We start from the raw sequence: 26,855 nt of genomic DNA, 5'->3' as shown, positions 1-26,855 counted from the left end.
TGTCCACTGCCCCTGTTACTGCGATGTGAATCTGACTATTTTGGTAGTAGCACAGTATCAATCACATGAATCACACCGTTGCTGGCTTTTACATCTGCGGCGATCACCGTTGCGTCGTTGATCATCACTTTGTCATCCACCAACTTCACCATTACATCTTGGCCAAGTACTGTGGTCGCGTTATCAATGGTAACCACATCAGCTGCCATGGCTTTGCCTGGTACGACATGGTACGAAAGCACGGCGACAAGCTTGTCTTTGTTTTCTGGCTTCAACAGCATTTCGACGGTTCCTTCGGGCAATTTAGCGAAGGCTTCATCGGTTGGAGCAAAGACAGTGAATGGGCCTTGCCCTTTCAACGTTTCAACTAAACCTGCGGCTTTCACGGCCGCAACCAAGGTGTTGAAAGAGCCATTTTCTGCTGCCACATCGACAATGTCTTTTTTCATACCGTGATGATTGGCATAAGCACTAGCAGAGATGAGGCAAGCGGTAAGCACTATCGTTATTGTGGCCGTCATTTTTTTAAACATGGTAATTCCTTATTTATCTCGCGAACTGCTCACATGCTTACGTGTACAAAAATCAACCCGATCAATTTTAATTGTGTGTTGTTTGCTTACGTCACGACTTCTTTTATCCGAGCTATATTTTATTGATGATTGAGTTAACACTTTTGGCATGAATTAATAACTGATCTGTGAATGGTTAGTTACAGTTCCGAGTGCGGTTTTAAATTTTTACCGTACTGCCCTTTTTATTTTTGCTGCATAACATTTTTGTTGTTGATTGGTTCCATAGAGAGACAGAACAATGAGTTGGGGATTTATATGAATATAAAAGACTTAAGTGTCGTGAAGAAGATAGCGCTCAGTTATCTGGTGGTGTTTATCGTGTTCGCGGGCATTTCAATATTGCTAGTGACTAGCCTGTCTTCACTGAATGGCAATATTGCGACATTGACGGATAAAAGTTTACCGTCAGTATCGATTTTGAAAGGTATCCAAGTGGATATTACTAAGGTACGTAAAGATGAATTTTCTTTGCTGCCGAATGCAAATAACCCCAAAATTGGTCAATGGCTACAAGACCTCGATCAGTGGCGTACAGATGTGGCCAACGGGATTTCAGCCTATGAAGGGCTAGATTTGACCGCTGCTGAAAAACGTTCTTTCAGTATTTTCAAAGAGACTTGGAATCAATATATTGCTGAAACTAGCACCTATAACCAATTGCTGGCGAAAGGGGATGCTGACAGCGCTAACCAGGTCGTGCTATCGAGCTTTGGCACTTACAGTAAGGCACTGACTAGCTTGGATGACACTTTGGCACTCAATGATGAGTTGGTGAAACAAATTGGCCAAGAAGTGCAAAGTGAAGCATCGTCTACACAGTACAGCGCGGGTGTTGGCTCACTGATCATTATTGTTGTGATCGTATTATCCTCGATCCTTTTATCTCGAGTTATCTGCCGCCCAATCAATCGCGCATTGGAATTTGCTTCGATGATTGCGAAAGGCCATCTTAACAATTCAATTGATGAAAAAGAGCTAACCAAAGATGAGTTGGGTACGCTGTTGCGTGAACTGGTGGGTATGCAGACCAATTTGCATTCCTTAGTGTCTGAGATTAGCGATTCCACCATTCAGCTTACGGCCGCTGTGGAAGAGGTGAGCGCCATTTCATCTCAAACTGCATCAGGCATGCAGAATCAACAATCTGAGTTAAGTTCTGTGGCTTCTGCGATGACAGAGATGCAGGCCGCGGTTGCGGAAGTCGCGCAAAATACCGAAGTCGGAGCGACGTCGGCTTACTCGGCGACAGAGGTGGCTAAGCAAGGAACTGAAACTCTTCAACAAACTATCGCGGTTATTGAGCGCGTGTCGATGACGATTCAAAATTCAGACGATTTAGCGCAAGAGTTGGAGTCGAGCTCGAACAACATTAACGTTGTTGTTGATGTGATTCGAGGTATTGCAGAACAAACCAATTTACTAGCACTGAACGCAGCTATTGAAGCGGCACGTGCGGGTGAACAAGGACGAGGCTTTGCTGTGGTAGCAGATGAGGTTCGTTCACTAGCGCAGCGCACCCAAGAATCGACGTCGCAAATTGTTGAAATCGTCAATCAGTTACAAGAGAACACCAACAAAATGGGTGCATCGAGCCGTGATTGTCAGCAGGGCATTGCGCAGTGTGTTGAGCAGGTTAATGATGCGGGCAACCAAATCAACGCCATCGAACATTCGGTGGATGATATCGCTCAGCGTAGTACCCAAATTGCGACAGCGTGTAGTGAGCAAAACTCTGTGTCTGAAGAACTTAATCGCAGCGTAGAGCTTATTAATTCGTCATCGGTAGAGATGTCTGAGGGGGCATCGCAAACCGCAATCGCGTGCCAAGAAATCAGCAGCTTGGCGCATGGCCTAAAGGCGCGGATGGAAAACTTTAAGTTATAATTTTTGATTAGGATTTTTTAGTTAAGCAGAACAAAGGGGCGCAGTGAGCGCCCCTTTTTGACTGAGTCGATTGGCTAGGGCGTTAAAGCTGCTTAAGTTTGCCTTTAGCGTCGTCTAGCTTAGTGTAGCCTTTCGATTGCATTAGCTGCTTCAATTCCGTCTCAATACGAGCAAAAGCCGGTGTGCCTTGCTGCTCAAATGTCGTCGCAATTTGCACCGCATCTGCGCCCGCTAAAAGGTACTCAAAGGCATCGGTTCCGGTGTTGATACCACCCACACCAATCACTTTAGTGCTTTCCGGTAGTAACTCTCGAAATGCGCGCACGTTAGCTAAACCAACAGGTTTGACGTATTCACCGCATAGGCCACCAAAGCCGCCTTTTGGCTTAATGACAGGCGCTTCGGTAATTGGGTCGATCACTAAAGTGTTACCTAGTGAGTTGATGGTGGTAATAAACTCAACCGGATACTGTTTGATGATGTTTGCAACGGCTGTGGTGTGTGACATATCAAAATAAGGCGCAAGTTTGATGCCCATTGGTTTGTCACAAATCGCTCTAAGCTGTTTTAGGGCATTCTCTGTTTGCTCAAAGTCGTAAGCAACTTGTGGTTTACCTTGAATATTCGGGCAAGAGAAGTTTACTTCGATCATATCCGCATCTGTGTTTTGAAATGCTTTGACCATTTCAAGGTTGTCAGCAAGGCTAAGCCCTGAAACACTGACAATCACAGGTTTGTTGAACTTTTTCAGATCTGGGATCATGTCGATATAGGCTTGGTAGCCCAAGTTAGGTAAGCCCATAGATTGGATCGAACCATGAGGAAGATCTGCGTAGCGTGGTTCTACGTTTCCTTCGCGAAATTCTTTGGTGCAAGATTTGGTCACGATCGCAGAAGATTGAGAGTTGCCTATAGCTTCAAGCTCTTGGAATGTCGTACATTTTGGCCCTGACGCATTCATTATATATCCATCAAATGTTACGTCAGCGATAGTAGTAGATAGGTCTACCTCAATCATTGTTTGCTCCTAAGTTGCGTATGTTGTGTCGTTGCAGTCACGACGAGATAAAATTTGTTAGCAAGCTCAAGTGTCCAGCGGTTGTTATTCTTATTTTTATCACTGCGAGAGTGTAGAGATGAAGCTACGCAAACGTTTTGATCCATCACAAACCTGATCTGATTGGCGAAAATAACTCAAATGAAGACAATCACTTGGTAGGCGAATTACCCAGTGTTAGATTTAAAGTGCGCGGTTGAGAAGAGAGGCTAGGATGTCAGCGAAGAATAAACTGGTTCGTTATAAAAGCATTGATGTGACGGATGTGTTTGAAAAAGAGCGTCAGCTTATCGAGCAGGTTCAGCAAGGTGAGCTTGAACAAGTGTTGTTGCTTTGGCAGGCAAAACAGCCAACCTTGGTACTGCCATCAGGGCGGAAATGGCCACACACATCAGAGTTAGAAAACACTTTGAACCGCAGTGAGTGGTTGTTATCGGCGAGAAAGACGGGTGGTGCGCCTGTGCCGCAGCTTGAAGGTATTATTAATCTCTCGCATATCTATCATTGGCCAGATGGGCAGCCTTACGATATCAAACAAGCCTATTTGGACTTGTGTGGTAGGCTGAGTTTGTTCTTTGCCCGTTTAGGGGTAGCAGTAGATGTACATGTTACAGAAGGCTCTTATTGCGATGGCGACTACAACCTGAATATTGAGGGGCGCAAAGTGGTTGGCACTGCTCAGCGAGTGCTGCTCAAAAAAGAAGGCGGTAAAGTTGTACTATCACAAGCATGTATCATCATTCGCGGTGATTCGAACAAATTGGTTGAGCCGGTAAGATTGTGCAATCAATTATCTAACCAGCCCAATGACATTCGTGCTGAAGTGCATACCGCTTTGGCGGAACATATCGATCTGTCTCTTACGACCGACGGCCTATACCAAGCCATTACTCAAGCATTTCTCGATAGGAATTCTTAGCTCAAAAGGTCTACACGCCTTAATCACCCAAGATATAAACGACTTCGCCGATAATGTGATTACTAGGTACTGAACCCCAGTACCGGCTATCGACGGAGTTATCTCGGTTGTCACCCATAAAGAAGTAATGATTTTCTGGAACAACAAAGTTCGCCATGTTTTTCGGTGAACGTGCGTTTAGTTGTTGAATGGAGAACGTTTGATCGCCAATCACTTGTTGGTACAACGAAATAGCATCGCTGTGCGACAGTAATTCTGTTTGAAGCTGTTGGCCGTTTAAAGTGATAGATTGGCCTTGAACAGTAATAGTATCGCCGGGCAAAGCGATGAGTCTTTTGACGTAAGGCACTTCAATATTAGGGGGATAAAAGGCGTAGACTTTTCCTCTAACCATTAAGTCAGGTGAAGCAATTTCTTTATCTAAAAGAGTCACTCCATAGGTTTGATAGGTACCAAAGCCCAGCTTACTCACTACGATGTGGGTATTTGGCTTAATTGTCGGAGCCATTGACGATGATGGAGCGATATAAGGTTCGTACAAAAATGCTCGGAACGTAACAATAGCGAGAATAAACGCGACGTAAATGGCAACAATCCCCCACCATTTGGAGAACCAGCGTCGTGATACATTGGGTTGAGACTTCTTAGCGACAAAATATGCATGAACTGGGCAAATCAGAGAAAATATCAGCACGATTGGGGTTTGGAGTTTCCAATCAACTAATGAAACGATACTAATGAGAATGAAATAACCCCAAAACAGTTTCGCTCTGTTGAGATACAGGAAAGTGAACGCGTGCAGAAATACACCTAATAATATCGCAATCCATGCCTTAGGCTGCCAATTTGAACTCAAGCTTCCTCCTGAATGCTATTTCTAAAATGATCCACTAATTTTTCCTAATACTTCTGTTTCTAAGCAGGCTACTCACAACGTTGGCTGCTTAGAAACAGCGTTATTTGTGGACTTCTTTATCTGCTTTATGCTTGTAGTAGAACCCTTGACCAACCATCAATAACGCGGCACCAATTGCAACGATTAAGCTATAGGGAGGGAATGGTGCAATTTCATTAGGTAAGAGTGCAAACGTGAGAAAAAAGGGAGCAAGTATGAAAGAGCGTTTCGCTTTTTCTCTATTGTTTAAGTTCCACCAAAATAACTTCATGTAGTTCGTCCTAGATTATGTTTATTTGCTTGAAAGCATGAAGTCAGTGACGCCATTCTTTCAAATAATTACCTGGATTAACAGGCGGAGTTCACAGCAAGAGCTTGGGTAAATTAATGTCTAACGCCATGTTCTCTTTTTGTTCTTCTCTTCCTTGCTGATAAACGCTTGTTCTAAGTCGATGCTGTAGCGATTGGCTATCGAGCATAAATAGATAAAGATATCCGATAGCTCATCACCAATATCACCAAACTTAGAGTTAGGGTCGATAGCAATGCCTTCTGCTTTTCTGACTGCCTTGAACAGCTCGCCAACTTCTTCACCAAGCAAAACACACTTGTCTTTGACGGGCTGATCTGAGAAGCCTCGCTCAACTTCGAGTTCGCTAACATAGCGTTGAAAATCAGCAAGAGTGGGTTTTGATTCAAGAGTGGGCATGGTCAATCCTTTGGGGTTAGTAATAAATCGTTTTATCTAATTTCGGCAGATAGATTTCGTTGCCGCCTGGATAAAAGCTATCCATGTTGTGCTGTGTAGGCTTGTCGATATGGAGTTGGGTACGTTTGGTCGAGGCCTCTTCACCTTCTCGGCAGCCAGTTAATACGTCTTTGTAAATCGCATTACCTGTCAGCAAGTTGTAATCAAACTCAAAGTATTCACACTGTAAGATCCCGTAGTTAATGGTTGCGCCAATTAAACGCCACTGATTTTCTTCGAGTCTAAAGCGGTGTACATAATTCCATTTTTGCATTGAACCGCCAAAATGACGAATGACCAATGCACCTCGTTCAATCGACAGTCCGTTAAACGGGTCGCCCATTATTCCGCCATGTAGGCTTGGCAATACGGCTTTGTCGCTGTAGTGCATCAGTTGCCAGCCATCGTCAGTATTTTTGTAGATAAGAATCGACCGCAGCGTGCCGAAATCACCCATTAAGCCAGAATCTAAGATGACCACTTTTTCATCAATGCCATCTCTATCTAAATCGCCATACACTTCTTCCAGTACATGGCTTGTCTGTTTTTCTGCAAATCGATCGATGGGCTCAGACTCTGCGATGGCATGTGGCACAAAACTAAAGGTGATGAGAGCAGCAATGAGGCTTTTCATAGTACTTGTTGGTTTTTATAAAATTATTCAGTGCGTTATCATACGCAACCAAATTGGTGGTTAATATGACAGATGTAGTAGTTCTCACCATTTGGCGTTACTTTCGCGGCAGAAGAGAACGCATATCAGTCGCCCAGCATTAAATTTAGCACCCTTGCTTAATTAGAATAATGTCATCAATAGGAGTAAAAGAAGACGTTGAATCAGGAAAGAATCCGCGTCGCACATCTTCCAATACGAAATCTGTTAATTGGTAGCCGAATTCTCTTATTTCCTTTGTTAACTCTTGTTTTAACTCTGTGCAGATTTGCTGTGGTTGATTCGCTAATACTTCTCGAACCAAGTAGCGTGCAAATAGATCTTGGCTTTCGTTTGACGCTTTGTGCCAGATTCGGTGAGGCATGACGGAGGTTTCAGCGACAAACGGAATTTCTGATTCGATAAGTTGATAACCAACGGTTAAGTTAAGTGCGAAAACTTGTTTTTCTTTGCTTTTAATGTAGACAGGCCTGTCTCTCAAGCTCACTTTCTGTGGGCTTTTATTGTAGAGCCGTATTAACTCGTTTGGGATGAAATGGGTGCCAGTTTGATAAACGTTTTTGTCTCCATAGACTAAGGCAAGTTCATCTTTTTGAAGTGTCAGAATCAAAGCGCTTGGTGGATTTTGCTTATTAGAGAGTTGATCTAATTCACTTGAGTCAACAATCATAATTGTTTGGTTGAGCACCAATCCACCCAGTATCAATAGAGTGATTGTGATGAGGCTAAGGCAGCCAATCGAGATTTTTGCCAGTTTGGTTAATTTCAAAGTAACGCCTGAAGTTATGATTTATCAATATCTTAGGTTATATAAGCATGGTTTTATATGCTAGTTAATTAATATTAATTATTGAGAAATGGGAATGGGTTAGCAAACATAAAATCTCAGCAGATCTTGTGTTTGGGTCGGGAGATGTGTGTCTATGAACTACTGTGATAGAGAGGGTCTAGAAATTAAGGTTATCGAATCTATGTCTCAATCAAGTCGATAAATATTGGCAAGGCTCTCAAATTAAATTATTCAACTTGGCTATTGGTTAAAAATCAGGCTTAGTGACAATATTCACATTGAACGAGTCTGCATTAAATAGAGGGATTGTATGGTTCGCTTTTTGGCTAAAATCATCACGTTAATTATCGGAGTCTCGCTATTTTTGGCCTACGATGCGGTGTATTTTAGTGATTGGTTTGTTAAGCATTCTAGTGAAACGATCATCGGCTTGTTTAGCCAACTTCCCAATGTGAAAGCCTTCTTACTTCAATGGGGCTTTTTTGACACCGCTTTGTTGATTAATTTTATCCAAGCTCTGTTTTTGGCCATAGTGTTTTCGCTGATCGTCAGCATGCTATTGTCAGTTATCAGCAGTCTTAACCATTATGCCGAGTACTTAATCTTCGGGACGTTTTTAGGTTTTGCTTATTACGCTATTCCAGCTGTGATTCATTTCATCGAAAGTGGCGCATTTGGTCGTCAGAGCCTGCTTTCCGTGCAAGCGAACTTACTTCTCGTTAACGTCTTGGTTTGGTACTTACCTATGGTTGTGATGGTCTTTTTTACTGCTAACTTCAAGCGTCGACAGTTTAGCCAAGTCGAAAGATTTTGGTTTCGATGAATGATTTCTTAGTTTCGAGACTTTCAATTTAATCCCTTAAAGAAGCCATGTTATTTGCGTCTCTTTGGCGCAGAATGAGTCCGTCTTTTGGCGCGGATGAAGGGAATAACATGCTAAGAATATTAACATTATTGTTATCTTGTTGGGCTGCTAGCGTTGCTGCTAGCAGTAATAGAGTCGAGCAAGTTGCTGACGCTTGGCTGACGATCGTCGATAGCGGCGAATATGCAGTAAGTTGGCGTAAAAGTGACGAGTTTTTTCAGAGCCAGATTAGCGAAGAAGAGTGGTTAGCGGCAGTTGAAAAGGCTCGTAACCCACTGGGTGAGAAGGTATCGCGTGAGCTAGTTGATAAACAAGTTCATGCAGATTTGCCAAGCGCTCCTTCAGGAGACTATTTGTTTATCACTTACCGAACCGATTTTGAAACCAAGCTTGCGACCAAAGAAACGCTTATCTTAAGAGATAACCGAGGCCACTGGGGTGTGGTGGGTTATTTTGTTGAGTAGTTGCTTTAAGGCAAGTAGAGCAATAGCCAACTAGCAGAACGTAGCGAGGGTAAAAAAGCACCCATGAGATAAGCGATCTCATGGGTGAAATAAGGGCAACAATTAGACATTGTTAAACTTGGAGATGTTGGCAATATCCTTATCTAACCGTTAAAAAGTATCCGCGATCTTTAGAATGACTTTATATCAGTGTTACCAACGGGCTTCACGTTAACATTATATTTAACAATAATTAATTAACATTTTTACAAAGATAAATTCCAAATTTGAAAACAGCGTGTTACCAATCGCTGCTTCGGTTCCAATGGAGCCTCACCCAGTTGGGTTTTTGACCAATCGACCTTAATTGCGGGCAAGGATTAACCAGATAGGTAAAGTCTGCGGCTTCACACATCGGCAAATCATTAATCGAATCGGTAAAGAAGTGAATATTCCCGTAGTCTTTTGGTTGCTGCTTGAGCCACTGATTGAGCCGAGTCACTTTACCCTCTCGATAACTAGGCACTCCCAAAATAGAGTGGGTATAGGAGCCATTGTTTACTTCTAAATCAATACCTAGCGCTTGAGAAATACCGAGCGCCAATGCGACTTGATGAACCAAGAAACTAACGCTAGCTGAAACAACGATCATGTCGATGTCGTCATGTTTAAGCTGCTGGATCAGCTTAGCGGCTTGGGGAAACACCAAAGGTAAAATTTGGGTATCGACACATTCAATCACTAAGTCGTCCACTTCGCTTTTACTCAAGTTGGCTAATGGCTGCATGGCAAAACTTAGGTATTGCTGCATATCGAGCTCACCTTGAGCATATTGCGCCATCAGCCAAGCATCTTTTTCTAAGAATTCTGGGTCATCCACATAGCCCTTTGCCACTAAAAACTGATTCCAAATCATGGCGCAGTCGCCATCAATCAGTGTTTCGTCTAGGTCAAATACGTAAAGAGGCTTTGGCATATTAGGCTCTCACTGGTTGCATTTCGTTAAGGTTAAACAATAAGTTTAGTTCGCTTCCGACGGGCATCAGTCGTTCTGAAGAACGGTTAAGTAAATCGACCGTGAGCTCATTTTGCGCTACTTCTACTTGATAGCGGATGACATTACCCAGTAATTGATGGCGTTTAATCGTACCGCGCTGAGGCGCTGAAATATGTGAGCCATATTGACGACCGGGCTCTTGAACGTAGATGGATTCCGGTCTTATTGCGACTTTATGTGGTGTCGTCACGTTAAATAGTGCGTGCGCACTATCGGCATCGATCAGGTTGTAATGCCCCATAAACCCGGCCACAAACTCATTGGCGGGTTGGGTGTAGATTTGCTCTGGTGAGCCAGCCTGTACGATTTCACCTCTGTTCATCAAGAAAATACGATCAGACATGATCATCGCTTCTTCTTGATCGTGGGTGACGAAAACGGTGGTGAGATTCATCTCGGTTTGAATATCACGAATCTGTTGGCGCAGGTGTTTACGAATTTTGGCATCCAAAGCGGAAAGAGGCTCATCCAGCAATAGAATGCGCGGTTTGACCACCAATGCTCTTGCTAGCGCGACCCGTTGTCGTTGGCCGCCAGAGAGTTGATGCGGGTATTGTTGCTCTTTACCTTTTAGTTCGACTAATTCAATCACTCGATTAACTTGGCGTTCTATTTCCGCTTTGCCCATGCTTTTCATCTTTAGGCCAAAAGCGATGTTGTCAGACACACTCAGATTTGGAAACAGCGCATAAGATTGAAACACCATGCCGATCCCGCGTTGCTGCGGAACTTGGTGGGTAATTTCTTCACCATTGACCCAAATTTGGCCATCATCCACAGGATTCAGGCCAGCTAGGCTGCGAAGCAGTGTTGATTTACCGCAACCACTTGGGCCAAGCAAGGTAATGAACTCGCCTTTTTCGATTGAAAATTCGATGTTTTCAAACACCGTATTGTCGCCAAAGCGCTTGGTGAGTTGATTTACAGATACATAACTCATAGTCATTTCACTTTTTAATTATTTGGCTCGCGCGTATCGGCTTGCTAGCCATGTACACAGGAAGATAAATAGGAAGTAAGTCATCACTAATGCTGACGTAAAGTGGCCGCTAGTTTGACGCATGTTGTATAGGTAAATTTGCAGTGTTTCGTAGCGAGTGCCGACCAAGATATTGGCGAACACAAACTCACCTAATAGAAACGAAAACGATAAAAACAGCGAGGCCAGTAACCCTTTACGAAGGTTCGGTAGAACGATCAACCAAAATGCCTTTATGGTACTCGCGCCAAGAAGATGGGCTGCATCCATCAGATCATGCAAATTGATCGCTTCAAAGCTGTTGGCAATGGCGCGGTACATAAATGGCAGCGCAATGGTGAAGTAGGTGCCAATTAGTATCCATGGCGTGCCAACTAGTTGCCATTGGCTATCGGCGTAGAGTTGTAGCAAACCGACCGAAGACACTACAGGAGGCACGGCAAACGGCAATAAGATGAGTAAGTTCATTAGCTTATTCAGCTTAGGGAAGTAATAGAACACCACAAAAATCGCAGGGAGAACTAGAACAACGCTGAGTGTCAGTGCTGCGATACAAATGAACATCGATCGGCCAAATGCCGCGAGGAATCTTGGATCGGTCAGTAATTGTTGGTACCAATCTAGGGTGAAGCCATCGGGCAGTATGGTTGCCCCCCAACTTGAAGAAAACGAGTAAACCAGAGTGGCTACGATAGGTATCAACATCAGCCCCACTATGGAATAGACCACCACTTTATCAAATAGGCCATTAGGTTGAGTTGATGAGAGTGAGGAAAGGTTACTGTTTGACATTTTTGCTTCCTGCGTAACTTTTGCTAATCAGCCATTGGTTAACCATGGTAATAAACGCCAATATCGCCATTAAGATGACAGAAATAGCTGCGGCTAAGTTTGGCTCTAGGAATAGGTCGCCAGACACTAAGCTTGCGATACGTACTGTCACAACGTTGTAGTTGCCTGAGGTGAGAGCATAAACGCTGGCATAAGCTCCAATTGCGTTGGCAATCAAGATGATGAAAGTGCCAAGTAGTGCTGGTGAAAGTACCGGAAGCGCAACTTTTGCCCAGTATTGCCAAGTCTTAGCGCCAAGTAGCGCTGCTGCTGATTGCCAATCGTCATTGAGCGCATCAAAGGCGGGGTAGAGCAGTAGTACGGCCAAAGGAATCTGGAAGTAGATATAAATGGTCAACAGCCCCCATTTGCCATAGAGGTTGAAGTCTTCAATCAGGCCATATTGTTTGAGTAGCAGAGTGACCGCACCATTGACACCAAGGATGATGATGAAGGCAAAGGCGAGTGGTACGCCAGAAAAGTTGCTGCTCATATTGGTAAAAGCAATTACGCCATCACGGATTTTGCTGTCGATTCTTCGCAATGAAGACACCAACAAAGTCGCGATTAGCAGGCCCACCACACTTGACCAAAATGCTAACCAAAGGCTATTGCTAAAGCCTTGCAGCATGAAGCTTGAATCAAATATTTCGAGATAGTTTTCCAATGACCATTGTTGTTCGTAAATAAAGCTATTGTTGACCACCCAAACCATAGGCGCGAGCTGGAACAAATAGAACACAATGGCAAAGGGCAGCAACCAGAGTGCGGGTTTTAAACGTGTAAACTTCACGCGCTTAGGCCGAGAAGCCGATGCGGAAGAACCGATGGATGCGGATGTCATGATGGTTTGACTCATAGTGATAAAAGCTCTTTTGGCCACGGCTTAGCGTGGCTTAGGCCAAGAAGTTGGCAAACCGCGCCGCACAGTTCTGTTTGTCGTACCGAGGTCGCTTGGTGTGAGAAGTGCTCTCCAATCACAAACAACGGCACTTGGCGCTCCTCTTCTAATGTACCGCCGTGGGAGCGGTCATTATTCATACCGTGATCGCTGGTCACCATGATTTGATAACCATCGTCTAGCCATGTGTCGATGTAGTTGGAAAGAATAATGTCGGCGTGGCGAGCACTGTTACGATATTGCGCAGAATCCAGCCCATGCTTGTGACCCGTATCATCGATATTCATTGGGTGAATTAGCAAGAAATCTGGACGATGAGACAAGCGCAAGTGCTCAGCATCGAGAAACAGCGCTTCATCGGGGTAGTGATCCCAATGATAGAAACAACCATGTTGAATATTGCAGGTTTCATCGTGGGTAAATCTATCTCTGACTGCGTGATACGGCGCTCGGTTGTATAGCTCGCTCACCCAATGGTAAGCCGCGGCCGCGGTAGTTTTACCTTGCTGTTTCGCGAGACTAAAAATCGAATCATGTTGAGATAGGCGCACAATGTCATTGTTGACGATGCCACTTTGTGCGGGCGTCATGCCAGTGAGAATGCACTCGTACAGAGGGCGAGACATCGAGGGCAATGCGCTTTGAATGGGGTATAGCGTCGCTCTTTGCTCCTCAACTAATGCATTTAGGTAGCCCATGCAATGCTGGGCTACCTGATAGTTGAGGCCATCAAGTACGACTAGGATGACCTTGTTACTCATGTTACACCTGTACGGAGTTATTACTGCTGGTGGATAAGCACGTTTTCTTGCCATTGGCGTGGTAACTTACGCGCTGATTTTTCCCAAGCTTTGAAATCGCTAACCGGGTGAACATTTTGGTATTGCTCATTTGGAAGCAGCTTTGCTTGTACAGATGCAGGAAGGGTAATGCTTGAGCGAATTGGGCGAGCATAACCTTCAGCTAGGTTAATTTGGCCTTGGTCGCTGAAGATGTATTCACGAGCCAGTTTGGCTGAGTTCGGGTTTTTCGCGTATTTGTTGATGATGGTGGTGTAACCAGAAATGATGGAACCATCTTGTGGAATGCTCACGCTAAAGCGTTCACGGTCAATTTTATCTCGGTAGTTTAGCGCGTTGAAATCCCACATGATGGCGACTTCTACTTCACCTTTTTCAAGATTGGCGATGTTTGGGTCAGTAAACGATAAGCGGCCTTGTTTCGCCAGTTTAGAGAAGTATTTCAGTGCTGGTTTTAAGTTTGATTCATCACCGCCATTGGCAAATGCCGCTGCTAACACGGCATTGTTAGCTTGCGCTGCCACGCCCACATCACCCACGGTCACTTTATAATCACCGTCTAAAATGTCTTGCCAAGATTTTGGTGGCTGTTTAACCAAGTTATTGTTGGAAATGAAAGCGATAGTCCCTGTGTAAGCAAGTGCCCAGTGGCCATCTTGGTCTTTTGCCCAAGTTGGGATCTCATCCCAAGTGCTTGGCTTGTAGGCTTGAGTTACGCCTTTCTTCACAGCAACGCGCGCGAAAGCAAAACCGACATCACCAATATCTGCGGTTGCGTTGTTCTTCTCGGCTTCAAACTTGGCAATCTCTTGTGCAGAGCTCATATCCGTATCTTGATGGTTAAGACCGTAATTAGCTTTAAGGTCTGCCCATGTGTCTTTCCAGTTTGCCCAGCTATCAGGCATGCCGACACTGTAGACTTGGCCTTCTTTTTTAGCGGCTTGAATCAGAGTTTCAAGGTTGGCGTCTTTGGCCATGATTGAAGCGGAAAATGATGTCGCGACTAAAGAGGTTGCAACCATTAGTTTGTGCGCGATTGGTGTTTTCATTGTCTCTATCCTTTTGGACTAGGTCAGTAAGTTCACTTTTTAATCCTAAGCAGGCAATGTGACGCTTTATCGCAACTTATTTGACAGTTTTTAGGCACTTATATGGCAGTTTTGCGTGATCTAGATGACGGATTTATGGCAAAAGCAGAAATGCATAGCCTGTCATATTTCTGTGATGTGGGGTTTTTACAGTGAAAGTAATGACACATGGACTAGATCAGAAATTTTGAGCCAACCACAGACACAACTCGGCCGTATCAAAACGGCACTCAAGCAACAAATTGAATCAGGGATTATTAATGAAGGCGATAAACTGCCTTCAGAAAGAGAACTGAGTGAGCTATTTATGACCACCCGCATTACCATTAAAGACGCCTTAGTTTCTTTGGCTACCGAAGGTTTGCTTTATCGAGAAGAGCGTCGAGGTTGGTACGTCTCGCCGCAGCGAATTGAATACAATCCACTGTCACGTAGTCACTTTCATCAAATGATGCGCGAACAAAACCGAATTGCTCAAACCCAACTCATTGATGTGCGCAGCGAACTAGCCAACGGTGATGTCGCACAGGCGCTACAAGTCGATGGGTTTACGCCAATCCATATCATTGAAAGATTAAGATATATCGATGGTCGCGCAGTTCTGTTTGTCGAGAACTGTTTAAAAGCGGATTTGTTTATTGATATTTTGCAGCAGGATTTGACGCAGTCACTGACTGGGATTTATCAAACGCGTTTTGGCTATTTGACCTCGCGTTCGCGATTTGAAGTGATTCCAACATCGGCGCCGGCTCATGTCGCCAAGGCGCTTAATCTCGCACAGGGACAAGCAGTGCTTAAGATCTGCCGAGTTAATTACAATCAGTTTGGTGATTTAATGGATTGTGAGTTTGAATATTGGCGACCGGATGCGGTGATGATTCGGATAGATAGCCAAGAAGAGAAGAATCGGTTTGATATAGAGTAGAGGTTGAACGCTCATCCATGAGCGGAACAATTTATTGGGCTACTTGATGTTGATAAGCTTCAAGCATTTGGTCTGGTGTCATACCTTGATGAATTTGGTTCTTAGTCACCATTTGAGAAGCTTGTGCCATAGGTACACCTGCTTGTGATGCTTTTTGAATCAAGTCACCGTTAGAGCCATTGTTTGCTTGTGCACCAGCAAAAGCTGAAACAGAGAATACAGATAGAGCGATAACTAGTACTTTTTTCATAATGGAACCTTTCTTTGTTTAGTTATGGCAGGTCATTGCTGCCTTTTCGTAACTAAGAATACCGAGAACCTCGTCGCAAGTAGAGGAAACTCGACATTTCCATTTTGGCACTATCTGAGATATCAATCACACCAAGCAAAGCAATAGCGCTAACTATATAACACCTTGTTGCTTGGCCATTGCATGGGCCACTTTTGGCGCTTTCCATAATGTTGGCAACAAAATCAGTGAGACAGGTACTGCTGTCACTACGATGAATGATTGCAGAGCAGAAATACCACCAGAACCCATTGAAATTAGTGCGATTGCAACCACACCCATTAATACACCCCAAAAGCTGCGAATCATACCGTTAGGCTGAGTTGAACCAGTAAGAACCACACTGATGGTGTAAGTCATTGAGTCACCCGTAGTGACGATGAAAGTCGTCGTCAAAATCAAAAACAAGATTGAAATCAACATTGGGTAAGGCAGTTGTCCAGTAATTGCTAGCAGCACTCCTGGTAGGTTAAAACCTTCAAACGCCGCTGAGATTGTGCCAGGTTCGGCAAGCTCAAAGGCAAGACCAGAGCCGCCAACGATGCTAAACCAGAAACAAGTGACAAGCGGGGCAACAATGCTAATAGCAAAAATAAGCTGGCGGATGGTACGGCCACGAGAAATGCGCGCAATAAAAATTGCCATCATAGGGCCGTAGCCAAGGAACCAACCCCAGAAGAAGACTGTCCACCAATCTAGCCAGTTCTTATCGCCACGGTAGAGAGCCATTGGTACAAAGTTATCGACCATTTGTGCGACACCTTGCAAGTAGCCATCAATGATGAAACTGGTTGGGCCGAAAATCAGAATAAAACCGATTAAACCAACCGAAAGCAGAATATTGTAGCGACTGATGATTTGAATGCCTTTGCTGACACCACTTAAGGCAGACAAGGTGTACATTGCAATAGCAAATAGGACTACAGCGCACTGGGTAACAAAGGTATCAGGAATAGCGAATAGCTCACTTAGTGCGTAGCTAATTTGTAAACCCAAGAAGCCAATAGGGCCGATGGTGCCAGCTGCAACAGCAATAATACTTGCAGCATCAGCAATATTACCGATCCAGCCGTTGATCGCTTTGTCACCAAAAATTGGGTAGAGCAAAGTGCGAGGTTGAAGAGATAAGCCTTTATCGTAATGCAGGTGCATTAACACGATTGATGATAGGCCACCCAAAATCGCCCATGCAAGGAAACCCCAGTGCATGAATGATTGAGATAAAGCATTGATGGCCATTGAGCGTGCATCGCTAGTGCCATAAAGAGGTGGAGCCGAAACAAAGTGAGCAATAGGCTCAGCTGCCGCCCAAAATACGCCGCCGCCAGCCAATAAAGTACATAAGACGATAGACAACCATTTAAAGGTGTCCATTTCTGGCATGGAGATAGCGCCAAGGCGAACTGCTCCCGTTTTGCCGAAAGCAAGCCAAAGGCCAATCAAGAAGTTTAGAAGCAAGAGAACTTGCCAGAAAGCGCCAAACCAGTGAGTGGCAAAGCCAAAACCTTGGTTTACGAGAGAAGAAAGAGAAGATGCATCAGTGATTGCAAGAAGAACGAATCCGACTAGGAAGCCGCCGCTTAACCAAAAAACAGGGTTGGTCAGTTGAAGTTGGTGATACCAAGCTTTGCTTGATTCCGGGGGATGGGCGGCATGATAATCGATCTCGCCCATTGAAGGGTGGTCAGCAGCGTTAGTCATATCTGACATAGTATGGTTCGCTATTTTCGTGCTCAGTACCATTATTAGCCTATTGTTGCTGTTATTGGCTTTAGGTATAAGCATGTGAATTTCCCTCAATTATTTGCATAACAAAGTGTGAGGATGATCAAAAAGTCGCAGATACTAGCACAGCGGGAGAGAAATAGATAATCGGATTACAGCAAGATATACGAGCAGGGGTGATATGTGGTTGGAATCAGAGAAGAATTAAATTTGTCCGGCTCCGCTCGTCCCTGAGCGGTATGGTAAATGCCGGAGTTCATATATTAGTAGCTCGCTCTGCGACGGTTTTCTTTACGGTCTAGTACAGAGTGGAATTCGAAATCACCAGTTGCTACGCCATGTACAGCTTGGTCTGTTGTCATGCCTTCAGCGGTTGCTTTTTGAATTAAGTCACCGTTTAGGCCGTTGTTTGATTGCGCTGAGTTACCTGCAAAAGCTGATACAGAAACAAGTGATAGAGCGATAATTAGTACTTTTTTCATAATGGTTACCTTTGTGCTGTTTAACAGTCTTTATTTCTATTGGTTTGTTTGTTAGCGGGAAGTCGATATTGACCGTCGCTGATTAATGTTCTGCACCACGACGGTGCTCTTTACGGTCTAGAACAGGACCTTGTTGAATTTCACCTACCGATACACCTTTCACGGCTTGTTCGGTTGTCATACCTGCTGCTGTTGCTTGCTGAATCAAATCACCATTCAGGCCATTGTTAGATTGAGCAGTGTCTGAAGCGAACGCTGACAAAGAAAATAGCGATAGAGCGATGATGAATGCATTTTTCATAACGTTGTTACCTTTTCGTTATTGAGCAGTTTTGAACTCTAATTAATGAATATTTACGTTAGTGGTTTGCAGTGCGATCAATCGGACCTTGTTGTATTTTGCCAGTCGCAACACCGTACACAGCTTGTTCTGTTGTCATGCCAGCTGCAGTTGCTTGTTGGATTAGGTCACCGTTTAGGCCGTTGTTCGATTGAGCTGAATTCGCCGCAAAGGCTGAAACCGAGAACACTGATAGAGCGATGATGAGTACATTTTTCATAATGGTTTACCTTTTTTAATCTGGTCTACTGTTGTTAGTGAAGTTGGGTTTGGATTAGTGATTCGCGTTACGAAGTACTGCACCTTGCTGAATCTCACCCGTAGCGACACCCTGTACTGCTTGTTCTGTCGTCATACCCGCGTTGGTTGCTTGTTGAATTAGGTCACCGTTTAGACCGTTGTTTGATTGAGCTGCGAAAGCTGAAAAAGAGAAAACTGATAGAGCGATGATTAGTGCGTTTTTCATAATGGTTGCCTCGTTTTTTTATTTTGGTTAGCGGGTCATCCCGCCCTACAAGATTAATAATAGTGCGACTTTCGTCACACTGCGAGGAAATGCATACTTTCCATTTTGGAAATCTATTAGAGGTTCGTCACAAAATTCCTTGGTTCAATACAAATAAAAAATGGCTCAAGGATGAATCACCCTTGAGCGGTAAAGATACAAACCCAGTTTTAAAAAAGTGTTAGTGCAATGAAATCAGAATGATAAATCGGTTAACTTGTGCTCGGTGTTTTGTAGACAGTTTTATACAACCGGCCTTTTTGCGGGTCATTTTGCTTGGCGCGATGAAAGTTCAGCATGCAGTTAAAATTGATGTCTGATAATCGAGGTAGCTCAATCAGTCTGCAATCTTTGGGAGGTAACAGAATCTTTCTAGTAGTGAGTAACAATAGAGGGCTAGTCGAGCAAATCTTCAAGTGTCTGTGCAGGGAGATTCCAAACAGCAGGATATCTGTTGAAAGTAAGTATGTGATGGATGATGGGAGTTAGAGGGGAGTGAAATTTATCCAGCTTCGCTCCTCCTTGAGCGATGTGGTCGATGTGCTGGAGTGCATATATTAGTGGCTCGCTCTGCGACGGTTTTCTTTACGGTCTAGTACAGAGTGGAATTCGAAATCACCAGTTGCTACGCCATGTACAGCTTGGTCTGTTGTCATGCCTTCAGCGGTTGCTTTTTGAATTAAGTCACCGTTTAGGCCGTTGTTTGATTGCGCTGAGTTACCTGCAAAAGCTGATACAGAAACAAGTGATAGAGCGATAATTAGTACTTTTTTCATAATGGTTACCTTTGTGCTGTTTAACAGTCTTTATTTCTATTGGTTTGTTTGTTAGCGGGAAGTCGATATTGACCGTCGCTGATTAATGTTCTGCACCACGACGGTGCTCTTTACGGTCTAGAACAGGACCTTGTTGAATTTCACCTACCGATACACCTTTCACGGCTTGTTCGGTTGTCATACCTGCTGCTGTTGCTTGCTGAATCAAATCACCATTTAGGCCATTGTTAGATTGAGCTGTGTCAGATGCGAACGCTGAAAAAGAGAAAACTGATAGAGCGATGATTAGTGCGTTTTTCATAATGGTTGCCTCGTATTTTTTATTTTGGTTAGCGGGTCATCCCGCCCTACACGATGAATAATAGTGAGATTCTTATCACGCTGCGAGGAAATGCATACTTTCCATTCTGGAAATCTATTGGAAGTGCATCACAAAATTTATGGGTTCAATATAAATAAAAAACGGCTCAAGGATGAATTACCCTTGAGCCGTAAAGATACAAAACCAGTTTTAGAGGAGTGTTAGCGCAATGACATGAGAAAGATAAATCGGTTAACCTGCGCTCAGTACTTTGTAGACAGTTTTATACAACCAGTCTTTTTGTGGGTCATTTTGCTTGGCGCGATGAAAGCTCATCACACAGTTAGAATTGATGTCTGATAATCGTGGCAGTTCAATCACTCTGCAGCCTTTAGGCGTTAACTGCGCCATAGTGAAAGAAAAATGATCCGAGTCGCGCACGATGTTTTCTATCGCTTGGGTGTTTTCGATTTCCACATTTGGCACGATTTTGTGGCCCAAACTGCTAAGCCTTTCTAGCAGCGGGTAACGAACCTCATTCCAACCTGGGTTACGCGTTACTATAAAAGGATAGTCGAGCAAATCTTCAAACGTTTGTGCAGGGTGATCATCGCGTACATAAAAAGCAGGGTAAACTTCGAGAATCGGTTTTTGTATGATCACCTGTGGCAGCGTTTCGTCGTAAACATTGAATGCCACGGAATTTTCGCCTTCAACCAAACGAGAGCGCGCTTCTAAGCTCCATTGACGGATTGATATCTTGGCTAAAGGCGCTTCTTTTCTTATTGCTAGATAAAGGGCATCACCGAAGTTGTCCCACATTAAAGCGTGGCCATAGATGATGATCTCTTGCTTTAGTGTCTTTGGATCGAAATCGCTGTGCTGAATTGAATGGAAGGTTGCCAATATTTGTTCGAAGTGGGCGATGTTAGTATCAGTAAACGTGGTTGGTTCAAACCCATTTCGTGTTTGTATGAACAATGGGTCTTCGAAATGCAGTTTGAGCTTAGCGAGTATTTTACTTACGGCGCTCGAAGTTTTGCCTAATGAGTCTGCCACCAGCTTTACGTTTCTTAACTCATACATTTTCACTAGAACATAGATACTTTGAATGTCTAGATTGTGTCCCATATTGACCGCTCTTATTCGTTACGTCTTGTATTGAATATAGGGGGGAGACGAACCTCAACTCAACGATATTATCCTGCTTTTGGCGTGAAGTGTGCCGCATATCAACAACAACGTAATGTAACGTGGATAATTTTATGTTTGGTACATCGTACTGCGAGAGAGAAGTGCACGCTTGTGTCGTCAAGTGATGACAGGAAGAAAAACGGCCGCATTGTAAATGCGGCCGTTGGGTTGTTCTTGTAGGGTTAACTTAACCTAGGAAGGAGATGTAACCTTGTAGAATGATAAGGTTGACTATATCAATGAAGAACGCGCCTACAATAGGAACAACCATAAACGCTTGTGGCGATGGGCCAAAGCGGTTAACGATAGAGCCCATGTTCATGACCGCTGTTGGTGTGGCGCCTAAACCAAAGCCACAGTGACCGCCGGCGATAACCGCTGCATCATAGTTATTACCCATAACTCGGAACGTCACGTAGTAGGTAAAGATGGCCAAAATAACCGACTGCACACCGAGAATCGCTAAGAACGGGATTGCGAGGTCAAAAATGTTCCAAAGTTTTAGGCTCATCAGTGCCATGGCTAAGAACAGTGACAGTGATACCGTACCCAACATATCGATGGTTTCAGCATCCAGCTTACGAATCTTAGTGACTTCCAAAAAGTTGGTGATGATTACACCAATGAATAAGGCGTAAACGAAGTCAGGGATCATTAACCATTGGATGTCGTAAGTACTTACCCATTGCTCAACGTATTTTGCACCAGTGACACAGATTAATAGGAAGAATAGCTTCTCGACCACTTTTTTAGCGGTCACCTTGTCTTCTTCATACTCGTTGTAAGTCACTAGCTCCGGAAATCTTTCATGGGTTTTAGCATCGCGGCCACCGCAACCATATTCCGATTCAATGTTGTTTTTTTCTACAAGACGCTGCGCTACAGGGCTACCAATGATACCGCCAATGATCAGGCCGAATGTGGCCGATGCCATGGCGATTTCCAATACATTGTTGAGGCCATACACATCTTGGAAAGTTTGTGACCATGCAGCGCCTGTGCCGTGACCACCGGAAAGCGTTATGGAACCAGCAATCAAGCCCATTAATGGGTCTAATCCTAAAGCAGCTGCGAGAGAAACTCCCACGCCATTTTGAATGATGATATAGAAAGAGGCTACGGCCAAGAAGATGAAAACCTTCGCGCCCCCTTTAATGAGCTGAGTGTAATTGGCCGCTAAACCGACAGTGGCGAAGAACATCAGCATGAAAGTGTTTTGTAACGGTAAATCGAATTCTAGGTCGATGCCGTTGAAATGCAGAGCTGTAATGATGCAGGCAACAATTAAGCCTCCAACAATGGGCTCAGGTATGTTGAACTTCTTTAAGACCGGTAGCTTGGCATTAATGAAATGCCCCAAAAACAGCACACTAATGGCAATCAAAAATGATTCCAGAGCACCTACAGATATTAAATGATTCATATTGCCTCTTATTATTTTTCTCTTCATCCTCCGTAATGACTGAGAGTGAGTTAATCCTTTGCTCCATAGTCACTTTTCTCGTCTTCGTGTTCACAATCTCTAAAGGTGATATTCAATGCGCCTTAGGCTGATTTTAGAGCCGTCATTAAGCGGTGGTATTGATGCGCTTATTATCCTTAGCCCTAAAATGTAAAAGGAGCGGGTTAGGCTCCTTTTTGTCCGCCACCATCAAATACAACAAGCATTTTCAGGAGGGTGGAATAGAGTATTGTGCGTAATGGCCGAGCGGCAGTTTCTGAACCTATTTAGGCTCCTTTACTTAAACAGAAAGTGCTTATCACTATGAAACAAAGTTCCTTCCCGTCATAACGAATAGAGCGCCCAATAGGCGCTCTCACATTTGAGTTTGCTTGTTCCCTGCGTAGTTTTTAAACTCTGACTCATGCGAGTTAATTGAGCCGATTCTCGGGAAATGATCAAGCTGCAACAAGTGCTGTTGTTATAACAGGGCAGGATTATAGCATATCGCTGCAAAATTTGTTTATTTTAGTATTATTCGCTGATTTTATAACCATTATTGCAATTATTGGCTAGGGTGTATTGACCTTTTGAGCTGATTTTTGCCGCAATTTGTATCGATTAACAACCATCAGTGACCGTACCTGTGATGACTTCTCCAGTTGACGCGTTGTTAATGTAATAAGCAAAGCAGCCATTTTCGTTGAGGGTATAGCCAGTAGACCAAAGGTAGGCGACGCGGTTCTCTCCGCGAGTGCCCGAGTCAATGTAGCCGGGCACATCAATAAAACCATTTTTGCCAGCAAACATATTACCGAGAATGCAGTAACTTGGTTCGGCACAGGGGGTTGTTGTCCAGCGTCTTGTCCAACTGGAAGGTACTTCGATGTGTAGTAGGGCGCGTATGCTGCCTGCGCTGGCTTGAGGCATGCCTTCGATAAGGGTGATGGTTTCACCTTCGTAGTCTACCGAGTTCTCTGCGTTATCAATAATGATCCGAGTACGCACAAGCTCCATAGCACTGGATAGCGCGGCAGCGGCGCCTTCAATTTTCGCTTGGTGACTGTCGCGAGTAAAATTGAGATATCGCTCGGCTGCGAATACACCAAGGATGCTCACAATTATCAGTGTTACTATCATTTCTATCAGCGTAAAGCCGCGTTTTCCCATCTAATACGTCCAATGTTTCAATGGTCAAGAGTTAATCCAAGCTTAGCCAATTGAATGGATAAAGGTCAACATACGATAACCATTTAGCATTAAAGTTCGCATAAACTTTAGTCAAGTTACCCTTGGAGTCTCTGTCATCTGAAAGATAAAAAGTGCTGACGAAAAAAGTGAATTTCCTCCTCTTTCACTCTCTTTGTTCCATACTTTAGAGGGTTTGCGCAAAGGAAGGAGTGGATTATCGGCAAAAAGATCATGCGGGGGTTACATTGGTTGCTTTTATTGCTACCTGCCATGCTGTGGGGTTACTTTACGCTTAATGACAATGTGTGGTGGGTAGAAAACATCACGGGTTATCCGGCGCTATTCGTTGTGGGGTATAGCCTTTGGTGCATCATTATGTTGCTCATCAAGCATTGGTTAAAAGCAGGGATTTGCGCTGTACTGGTTAGCTGCTTTTTGCTGCTTTCGCCAGTTCAAAGTCGTGAGCTGTTTGCTCGGTGCGATAACCCTTTAACCATCATTCAATACAACCTGTTCTATTCTAATCCGAACCTCAACCAATTGATGACTTACTTAATTCAGCATCCTGCGGATTTGGTGGTTTTACAGGAAGTGTCGCCGTCGGTGGGAGAGATGCTTCAAACCCTGACTGACATCTATCCGTATTATTATGGTGGTCAACCGGGAGTAGGTTATCCGTCAAGCCAAATGATCTTGAGTCGCTTCCCGTTAGACCAAGGATCAGTCTATACCACGCCCGATCAGCAGCATGTAATTTTTACTACTTGGCAGGCGGGCAGACAAAGCCCATTGCTGCTGGTAAGTGCTCACCCAGTATCACCGCGGAATGAAGAGTTATGGCATAGAAGAAATGCGATACTTGCAACGATAGAATCGCTATTAAAGGGATATGAGAATGATGAAGTGCTGGTGGTGGGGGATTTTAATCTCTCTGCTCGCAGCGTGCGCTTTACTCGGTTGTTTTCTGGTTTTCAAACCGCACCCGTGGCAAGTTGGCCAATTTGGGCTCAGCAAGTAGATACACCTTCATGGTCGATGGTAGCGATTGATCATTTGTGGCTTAAATCGACACAAGGCACTCGTAAAATATGCACTCGGCACAGTCAAGCTGCGCCGAGTGGGTCGGATCATAGAATGGTCGTTACCCAAATAGGCTATTAATCGAGTGACTTTTTAAAGCGCTTCGAGGCGACCAGTAACCCAAGTACGGTGAATGCGGCAAGCCAGGCGGTGTCACGCCACAAATCGATCAAGTCTGCGCCGCGCAATACAATCCCGCGAATCAAACGCATAAAATGTGTAGCAGGTAGGGCCTCGGCAATCCACTGCGCAACGATTGGCATCCCTTCATAAGGAAACATAAATCCGGACAGTAAAATAGAAGGCAGTAAGATGAATACGGTCATCTGCATTGCTTGCAGTTGAGTACTCGCAACGGTGGAAATAACCAAGCCAAGCGTTAAGCTAGCGGCGATAAACAGCAACGTACCCAGTAAAATTTGGCTTAGAGCGCCGTTGATCGGTACGCCGAAAATGAAATGGCCTAACCCGAGAATAATCGCCACTTGAATCAAACCAACAAAAATATATGGGATGATTTTAGCCACCATGAGCTCAAACGAGTGGATCGGGGTGGTGATTAATAGCTCTAAGTTACCTCGCTCTCTTTCTCTAACAATGGCGGCACTGGTGAATAGGATCATCGTCATGGTCAGTATAACCCCGAGTAAGCCGGGCACAATGTTGACGGCCGAGCGTTGGCTAGGGTTGTAGAATAGTGCCACTTCAAAGGTTTTGTGTGTGCTAGGTTTTATTTCAAAATCGAAATCCGTTAGCGGCATGTTTTGTAAAGACATAATCGCGCTGCTGATCATGGTGTCTGAGCCATCGACAATCCATTGGCCTAACACATCACCTTGCACCATACGCTGAGTGAGATCTTTCGGCAGAATCAAAGCGGCGCGCACTTCACCTTGCTGGATCGCTTGTTCAGCCTGTTGAGCGGTTGCAAAACGGTGAGTAATCTCGACCACCTGCGTGACTCGCACGGATTCGGTAATCACACGGCCTGCTGCACTTTGGCTTTGATCGACCACCGCCACAGGAATATCGCGAACATCGGTATTGATGGCGAAGCCAAACAGCAGTAATTGGATGAGAGGGATCATCACAACCATGCCAAAGGTGATTCGATCTCGAGAGAGTTGGCGAATCTCTTTAATCATGATTGCCTTCATACGGGCGATTGAACGGATCATTGTCTGCCCTCCCCTGTAACGGTAACGAATACATCTTCAAGGCTCGGTCTGGCCAAGTTCATTTCAGCATTGGCAAGTTCAGGAAACTGCTCAGATAACCATTGGATAGGCTGATCAACATGATCGCGAATCAAAACGCGTAGTCGAATACCAAGTTGAGCGGCTGAGCGAATCTCTTGTCTGGCTAACAGCTTTTCTTTAAGCGCTCTAAGTTGCGGTGCTTTGACTTCCACAATGTTAACGCCCATATCGGCCATTAACTGCTCTGGCTCACCATCTGCACGAATTAAGCCGGATTCCATTATTGCAAGTCGATGGCAGCGCTCGGCTTCATCCATATAGTGGGTGGTCACTAAAATGGTGGTGCCTTGGTCGCTTAAATCAAACAGCTGCTCCCAAAATTCGCGGCGGTTTTCAGGGTCGACGGCAGAGGTCGGCTCATCCAAAAACAATAGCTCTGGTTTGTGCATGGTAGCGGCGGCTAGTGAAAGACGCTGCTTTTGGCCGCCACTCATGCCACCAACGCGCTGTTTGCGTCTTTGGTCAAGGCCGTAGGTGGTCAGTTGCTCGTTGATGCGTTGTTGCAGCGGTTTGGTCGGCATACCGAAAATCTGGCCGATGAATTGCAAGTTTTCTTCGACCGTTAAATCATCGTACAAAGAGAACTTCTGCGTCATGTAGCCTATTTTAAGTCGCAGTAATTCCGATTGTTTCGGAATCTCCAAGCCCAGTACATCTACATCGCCTGAGGTTGGGCTAAGTAGACCAGTCAGGACTCGAATTGTCGTGGATTTACCGCAGCCATTTGGGCCGAGAAATCCGTAAATGCTGCCTTTGGGTACATTTAAGTTAATGCCTTCGATAGCAGTGAAGTCACCAAATTTTTTCACCACATTTTGCGCAGTAATCGCGTACTCACTCAT

32 protein-coding genes are annotated in these 26,855 nt (G+C 44.4%); 6 read left to right on the top strand and 26 right to left on the bottom strand.

All coding sequences use genetic code 11. The annotated features are described in order from the left end of the window. Nucleotides 1-35: 35 nt before the first annotated feature. Nucleotides 36-521, bottom strand: coding sequence for a fasciclin domain-containing protein (locus MU515_RS12310; protein WP_432816147.1), 486 nt, complete (start codon nt 519-521; stop codon nt 36-38). Nucleotides 522-830: 309 nt separating this feature from the next. On the opposite strand from MU515_RS12310, the gene MU515_RS12305 reads away from it, so the two are divergent. Continuing rightward, entirely contained in the window at nt 831-2,459 is a 1,629-nt protein-coding gene (locus tag MU515_RS12305) for a methyl-accepting chemotaxis protein (protein WP_260260724.1), read from the top strand. An 82-nt stretch (nt 2,460-2,541) separates the two neighbouring features. Here the strand turns inward: MU515_RS12305 and MU515_RS12300 are convergent, their stop codons facing one another. Further along, nucleotides 2,542-3,477, bottom strand: a complete 936-nt coding sequence (locus MU515_RS12300) for a dihydroorotate oxidase (protein ID WP_260260723.1) — start codon at nt 3,475-3,477, stop codon at nt 2,542-2,544. Nucleotides 3,478-3,730: 253 nt separating this feature from the next. Between MU515_RS12300 and MU515_RS12295 the strand changes: the two genes are divergently transcribed. After that, the gene (locus tag MU515_RS12295; RefSeq protein WP_260260722.1) at nt 3,731-4,435 is read left to right on the top strand and encodes a lipoate--protein ligase family protein; all 705 of its coding nucleotides are present in this window, start codon (nt 3,731-3,733) and stop codon (nt 4,433-4,435) included. A gap of 19 nt (nt 4,436-4,454) precedes the next feature. On the opposite strand, the gene lepB is transcribed toward MU515_RS12295, so the two are convergent. From lepB to MU515_RS12270, 5 genes are all read right to left on the bottom strand, one after another. Continuing rightward, nucleotides 4,455-5,291 (bottom strand): signal peptidase I, encoded by an 837-nt coding sequence (gene lepB, locus MU515_RS12290; RefSeq protein WP_260260721.1) that lies wholly within the window; start codon nt 5,289-5,291, stop codon nt 4,455-4,457. A gap of 100 nt (nt 5,292-5,391) precedes the next feature. Further along, entirely contained in the window at nt 5,392-5,601 is a 210-nt protein-coding gene (locus MU515_RS12285) for a hypothetical protein (protein WP_260260720.1), read from the bottom strand. 120 nt (nt 5,602-5,721) lie between these two features. Next, nucleotides 5,722-6,039, bottom strand: coding sequence for a MazG nucleotide pyrophosphohydrolase domain-containing protein (locus MU515_RS12280; RefSeq protein ID WP_260260719.1), 318 nt, complete (start codon nt 6,037-6,039; stop codon nt 5,722-5,724). A 16-nt stretch (nt 6,040-6,055) separates the two neighbouring features. Further along, complete coding sequence (locus MU515_RS12275; RefSeq protein WP_260260718.1) at nt 6,056-6,712, bottom strand: hypothetical protein; 657 nt, start codon at nt 6,710-6,712, stop codon at nt 6,056-6,058. A gap of 145 nt (nt 6,713-6,857) precedes the next feature. Further along, nucleotides 6,858-7,520, bottom strand: coding sequence for an SPFH domain-containing protein (locus MU515_RS12270; RefSeq protein ID WP_260260717.1), 663 nt, complete (start codon nt 7,518-7,520; stop codon nt 6,858-6,860). Nucleotides 7,521-7,851: 331 nt separating this feature from the next. Between MU515_RS12270 and MU515_RS12265 the strand changes: the two genes are divergently transcribed. Together MU515_RS12265 and MU515_RS12260 are read left to right on the top strand one after the other, a co-directional pair. Next, entirely contained in the window at nt 7,852-8,364 is a 513-nt protein-coding gene (locus MU515_RS12265; RefSeq protein WP_260260716.1) for a hypothetical protein, read from the top strand. A gap of 110 nt (nt 8,365-8,474) precedes the next feature. Continuing rightward, complete coding sequence (locus MU515_RS12260) at nt 8,475-8,870, top strand: DUF4019 domain-containing protein (RefSeq protein WP_260260715.1); 396 nt, start codon at nt 8,475-8,477, stop codon at nt 8,868-8,870. Nucleotides 8,871-9,150: 280 nt separating this feature from the next. Here MU515_RS12260 and MU515_RS12255 read toward each other — a convergent pair whose 3' ends face one another. Genes MU515_RS12255 through MU515_RS12230 form a run of 6 tightly spaced genes read right to left on the bottom strand, consistent with a single transcriptional unit; the run spans nt 9,151 to nt 14,439 of the window. Continuing rightward, the gene (locus tag MU515_RS12255; protein WP_260260714.1) at nt 9,151-9,825 is read right to left on the bottom strand and encodes an HAD family hydrolase; all 675 of its coding nucleotides are present in this window, start codon (nt 9,823-9,825) and stop codon (nt 9,151-9,153) included. Nucleotide 9,826: 1 nt separating this feature from the next. Next, nucleotides 9,827-10,846 (bottom strand): ABC transporter ATP-binding protein, encoded by a 1,020-nt coding sequence (locus MU515_RS12250; protein WP_260260713.1) that lies wholly within the window; start codon nt 10,844-10,846, stop codon nt 9,827-9,829. Nucleotides 10,847-10,864: 18 nt separating this feature from the next. Further along, nucleotides 10,865-11,677, bottom strand: coding sequence for an ABC transporter permease (locus MU515_RS12245; RefSeq protein ID WP_432816144.1), 813 nt, complete (start codon nt 11,675-11,677; stop codon nt 10,865-10,867). Next, nucleotides 11,664-12,575 carry an ABC transporter permease gene (locus MU515_RS12240; RefSeq protein ID WP_260260712.1) on the bottom strand — a complete coding sequence of 304 codons (912 nt, stop codon included), beginning with the start codon at nt 12,573-12,575 and terminating at the stop codon, nt 11,664-11,666. The genes MU515_RS12245 and MU515_RS12240 overlap by 14 nt, the downstream gene beginning before the upstream one ends. After that, entirely contained in the window at nt 12,572-13,378 is an 807-nt protein-coding gene (locus tag MU515_RS12235) for an alkaline phosphatase family protein (protein WP_260260711.1), read from the bottom strand. Before MU515_RS12235 ends, MU515_RS12240 begins: the two co-directional genes overlap by 4 nt. Nucleotides 13,379-13,398: 20 nt before the next feature. Further along, a complete protein-coding gene (locus MU515_RS12230; RefSeq protein WP_260260793.1) occupies nt 13,399-14,439 on the bottom strand; it encodes an ABC transporter substrate-binding protein in 1,041 nt (346 codons plus the stop codon). 253 nt (nt 14,440-14,692) lie between these two features. On the opposite strand from MU515_RS12230, the gene MU515_RS12225 reads away from it, so the two are divergent. Further along, on the top strand, nt 14,693-15,430 hold the full coding sequence (locus MU515_RS12225; RefSeq protein WP_260260710.1) for a GntR family transcriptional regulator: 738 nt from the start codon (nt 14,693-14,695) through the stop codon (nt 15,428-15,430). A gap of 31 nt (nt 15,431-15,461) precedes the next feature. Here MU515_RS12225 and MU515_RS12220 read toward each other — a convergent pair whose 3' ends face one another. From MU515_RS12220 to MU515_RS12170, 11 genes are all read right to left on the bottom strand, one after another. After that, nucleotides 15,462-15,680, bottom strand: coding sequence for a hypothetical protein (locus MU515_RS12220; protein WP_260260709.1), 219 nt, complete (start codon nt 15,678-15,680; stop codon nt 15,462-15,464). Nucleotides 15,681-15,833: 153 nt separating this feature from the next. Further along, nucleotides 15,834-17,429 carry a BCCT family transporter gene (locus MU515_RS12215; protein ID WP_260260708.1) on the bottom strand — a complete coding sequence of 532 codons (1,596 nt, stop codon included), beginning with the start codon at nt 17,427-17,429 and terminating at the stop codon, nt 15,834-15,836. Nucleotides 17,430-17,707: 278 nt separating this feature from the next. Beyond that, nucleotides 17,708-17,926: a hypothetical protein gene (locus tag MU515_RS12210; RefSeq protein ID WP_260260707.1), complete on the bottom strand. Its 219-nt coding sequence runs from the start codon at nt 17,924-17,926 to the stop codon at nt 17,708-17,710. Between the two features lie 82 nt (nt 17,927-18,008). Then, complete coding sequence (locus MU515_RS12205) at nt 18,009-18,227, bottom strand: hypothetical protein (protein ID WP_260260706.1); 219 nt, start codon at nt 18,225-18,227, stop codon at nt 18,009-18,011. A 58-nt stretch (nt 18,228-18,285) separates the two neighbouring features. After that, nucleotides 18,286-18,486, bottom strand: coding sequence for a hypothetical protein (locus MU515_RS12200; RefSeq protein WP_260260705.1), 201 nt, complete (start codon nt 18,484-18,486; stop codon nt 18,286-18,288). Nucleotides 18,487-18,540: 54 nt separating this feature from the next. Then, nucleotides 18,541-18,732 carry a hypothetical protein gene (locus MU515_RS12195; RefSeq protein ID WP_260260704.1) on the bottom strand — a complete coding sequence of 64 codons (192 nt, stop codon included), beginning with the start codon at nt 18,730-18,732 and terminating at the stop codon, nt 18,541-18,543. A gap of 596 nt (nt 18,733-19,328) precedes the next feature. Beyond that, nucleotides 19,329-19,547 (bottom strand): hypothetical protein, encoded by a 219-nt coding sequence (locus MU515_RS12190; protein WP_260260703.1) that lies wholly within the window; start codon nt 19,545-19,547, stop codon nt 19,329-19,331. Nucleotides 19,548-19,629: 82 nt separating this feature from the next. Next, the gene (locus MU515_RS12185; protein ID WP_260260702.1) at nt 19,630-19,848 is read right to left on the bottom strand and encodes a hypothetical protein; all 219 of its coding nucleotides are present in this window, start codon (nt 19,846-19,848) and stop codon (nt 19,630-19,632) included. A gap of 252 nt (nt 19,849-20,100) precedes the next feature. After that, entirely contained in the window at nt 20,101-20,979 is an 879-nt protein-coding gene (locus tag MU515_RS12180) for a LysR family transcriptional regulator (protein ID WP_260260701.1), read from the bottom strand. Nucleotides 20,980-21,229: 250 nt separating this feature from the next. Next, nucleotides 21,230-22,465 (bottom strand): sodium/glutamate symporter, encoded by a 1,236-nt coding sequence (gene gltS, locus MU515_RS12175; RefSeq protein ID WP_260260700.1) that lies wholly within the window; start codon nt 22,463-22,465, stop codon nt 21,230-21,232. 639 nt (nt 22,466-23,104) lie between these two features. Next, on the bottom strand, nt 23,105-23,653 hold the full coding sequence (locus MU515_RS12170) for a type II secretion system protein (protein WP_260260699.1): 549 nt from the start codon (nt 23,651-23,653) through the stop codon (nt 23,105-23,107). A 270-nt stretch (nt 23,654-23,923) separates the two neighbouring features. Between MU515_RS12170 and MU515_RS12165 the strand changes: the two genes are divergently transcribed. Further along, nucleotides 23,924-24,835 (top strand): endonuclease/exonuclease/phosphatase family protein, encoded by a 912-nt coding sequence (locus MU515_RS12165; RefSeq protein ID WP_349775447.1) that lies wholly within the window; start codon nt 23,924-23,926, stop codon nt 24,833-24,835. Here the strand turns inward: MU515_RS12165 and MU515_RS12160 are convergent. Next, nucleotides 24,832-25,932: an ABC transporter permease gene (locus MU515_RS12160; protein WP_260260697.1), complete on the bottom strand. Its 1,101-nt coding sequence runs from the start codon at nt 25,930-25,932 to the stop codon at nt 24,832-24,834. The two genes, MU515_RS12165 and MU515_RS12160, sit on opposite strands and share 4 nt — an antisense overlap. Beyond that, nucleotides 25,929-26,855: an ABC transporter ATP-binding protein gene (locus MU515_RS12155; RefSeq protein ID WP_260260696.1), complete on the bottom strand. Its 927-nt coding sequence runs from the start codon at nt 26,853-26,855 to the stop codon at nt 25,929-25,931. Before MU515_RS12155 ends, MU515_RS12160 begins: the two co-directional genes overlap by 4 nt.

The organism is Vibrio intestinalis (assembly GCF_025195085.2).
Lineage (GTDB): Bacteria > Pseudomonadota > Gammaproteobacteria > Enterobacterales > Vibrionaceae > Vibrio > Vibrio intestinalis.
The sequence above is the reverse complement of the archived record's forward strand: the minus strand, read 5'-3'. Positions and strand labels throughout refer to the sequence as shown.

Excerpts from the sequence above, each read along its gene's own strand:
- MU515_RS12310 (WP_432816147.1), bottom strand. The coding sequence starts at position 521 with ATGACGGCCACAATAACGATAGTGCTTACCGCTTGCCTCATCTCTGCT.
- MU515_RS12305 (WP_260260724.1), top strand. The coding sequence starts at position 831 with ATGAATATAAAAGACTTAAGTGTCGTGAAGAAGATAGCGCTCAGTTAT.
- MU515_RS12300 (WP_260260723.1), bottom strand. The coding sequence starts at position 3,477 with ATGATTGAGGTAGACCTATCTACTACTATCGCTGACGTAACATTTGAT.
- MU515_RS12295 (WP_260260722.1), top strand. The coding sequence starts at position 3,731 with ATGTCAGCGAAGAATAAACTGGTTCGTTATAAAAGCATTGATGTGACG.
- MU515_RS12285 (WP_260260720.1), bottom strand. The coding sequence starts at position 5,601 with ATGAAGTTATTTTGGTGGAACTTAAACAATAGAGAAAAAGCGAAACGC.
- MU515_RS12280 (WP_260260719.1), bottom strand. The coding sequence starts at position 6,039 with ATGCCCACTCTTGAATCAAAACCCACTCTTGCTGATTTTCAACGCTAT.
- MU515_RS12275 (WP_260260718.1), bottom strand. The coding sequence starts at position 6,712 with ATGAAAAGCCTCATTGCTGCTCTCATCACCTTTAGTTTTGTGCCACAT.
- MU515_RS12265 (WP_260260716.1), top strand. The coding sequence starts at position 7,852 with ATGGTTCGCTTTTTGGCTAAAATCATCACGTTAATTATCGGAGTCTCG.
- MU515_RS12260 (WP_260260715.1), top strand. The coding sequence starts at position 8,475 with ATGCTAAGAATATTAACATTATTGTTATCTTGTTGGGCTGCTAGCGTT.
- MU515_RS12255 (WP_260260714.1), bottom strand. The coding sequence starts at position 9,825 with ATGCCAAAGCCTCTTTACGTATTTGACCTAGACGAAACACTGATTGAT.
- MU515_RS12250 (WP_260260713.1), bottom strand. The coding sequence starts at position 10,846 with ATGAGTTATGTATCTGTAAATCAACTCACCAAGCGCTTTGGCGACAAT.
- MU515_RS12245 (WP_432816144.1), bottom strand. The coding sequence starts at position 11,677 with ATGTCAAACAGTAACCTTTCCTCACTCTCATCAACTCAACCTAATGGC.
- MU515_RS12240 (WP_260260712.1), bottom strand. The coding sequence starts at position 12,575 with ATGAGTCAAACCATCATGACATCCGCATCCATCGGTTCTTCCGCATCG.
- MU515_RS12235 (WP_260260711.1), bottom strand. The coding sequence starts at position 13,378 with ATGAGTAACAAGGTCATCCTAGTCGTACTTGATGGCCTCAACTATCAG.
- MU515_RS12230 (WP_260260793.1), bottom strand. The coding sequence starts at position 14,439 with ATGGTTGCAACCTCTTTAGTCGCGACATCATTTTCCGCTTCAATCATG.
- MU515_RS12220 (WP_260260709.1), bottom strand. The coding sequence starts at position 15,680 with ATGAAAAAAGTACTAGTTATCGCTCTATCTGTATTCTCTGTTTCAGCT.
- MU515_RS12215 (WP_260260708.1), bottom strand. The coding sequence starts at position 17,429 with ATGTCAGATATGACTAACGCTGCTGACCACCCTTCAATGGGCGAGATC.
- MU515_RS12210 (WP_260260707.1), bottom strand. The coding sequence starts at position 17,926 with ATGAAAAAAGTACTAATTATCGCTCTATCACTTGTTTCTGTATCAGCT.
- MU515_RS12205 (WP_260260706.1), bottom strand. The coding sequence starts at position 18,227 with ATGAAAAATGCATTCATCATCGCTCTATCGCTATTTTCTTTGTCAGCG.
- MU515_RS12200 (WP_260260705.1), bottom strand. The coding sequence starts at position 18,486 with ATGAAAAATGTACTCATCATCGCTCTATCAGTGTTCTCGGTTTCAGCC.
- MU515_RS12195 (WP_260260704.1), bottom strand. The coding sequence starts at position 18,732 with ATGAAAAACGCACTAATCATCGCTCTATCAGTTTTCTCTTTTTCAGCT.
- MU515_RS12190 (WP_260260703.1), bottom strand. The coding sequence starts at position 19,547 with ATGAAAAAAGTACTAATTATCGCTCTATCACTTGTTTCTGTATCAGCT.
- MU515_RS12185 (WP_260260702.1), bottom strand. The coding sequence starts at position 19,848 with ATGAAAAACGCACTAATCATCGCTCTATCAGTTTTCTCTTTTTCAGCG.
- MU515_RS12180 (WP_260260701.1), bottom strand. The coding sequence starts at position 20,979 with ATGGGACACAATCTAGACATTCAAAGTATCTATGTTCTAGTGAAAATG.
- gltS (WP_260260700.1), bottom strand. The coding sequence starts at position 22,465 with ATGAATCATTTAATATCTGTAGGTGCTCTGGAATCATTTTTGATTGCC.
- MU515_RS12170 (WP_260260699.1), bottom strand. The coding sequence starts at position 23,653 with ATGGGAAAACGCGGCTTTACGCTGATAGAAATGATAGTAACACTGATA.
- MU515_RS12160 (WP_260260697.1), bottom strand. The coding sequence starts at position 25,932 with ATGATCCGTTCAATCGCCCGTATGAAGGCAATCATGATTAAAGAGATT.
- MU515_RS12155 (WP_260260696.1), bottom strand. The coding sequence starts at position 26,855 with ATGAGTGAGTACGCGATTACTGCGCAAAATGTGGTGAAAAAATTTGGT.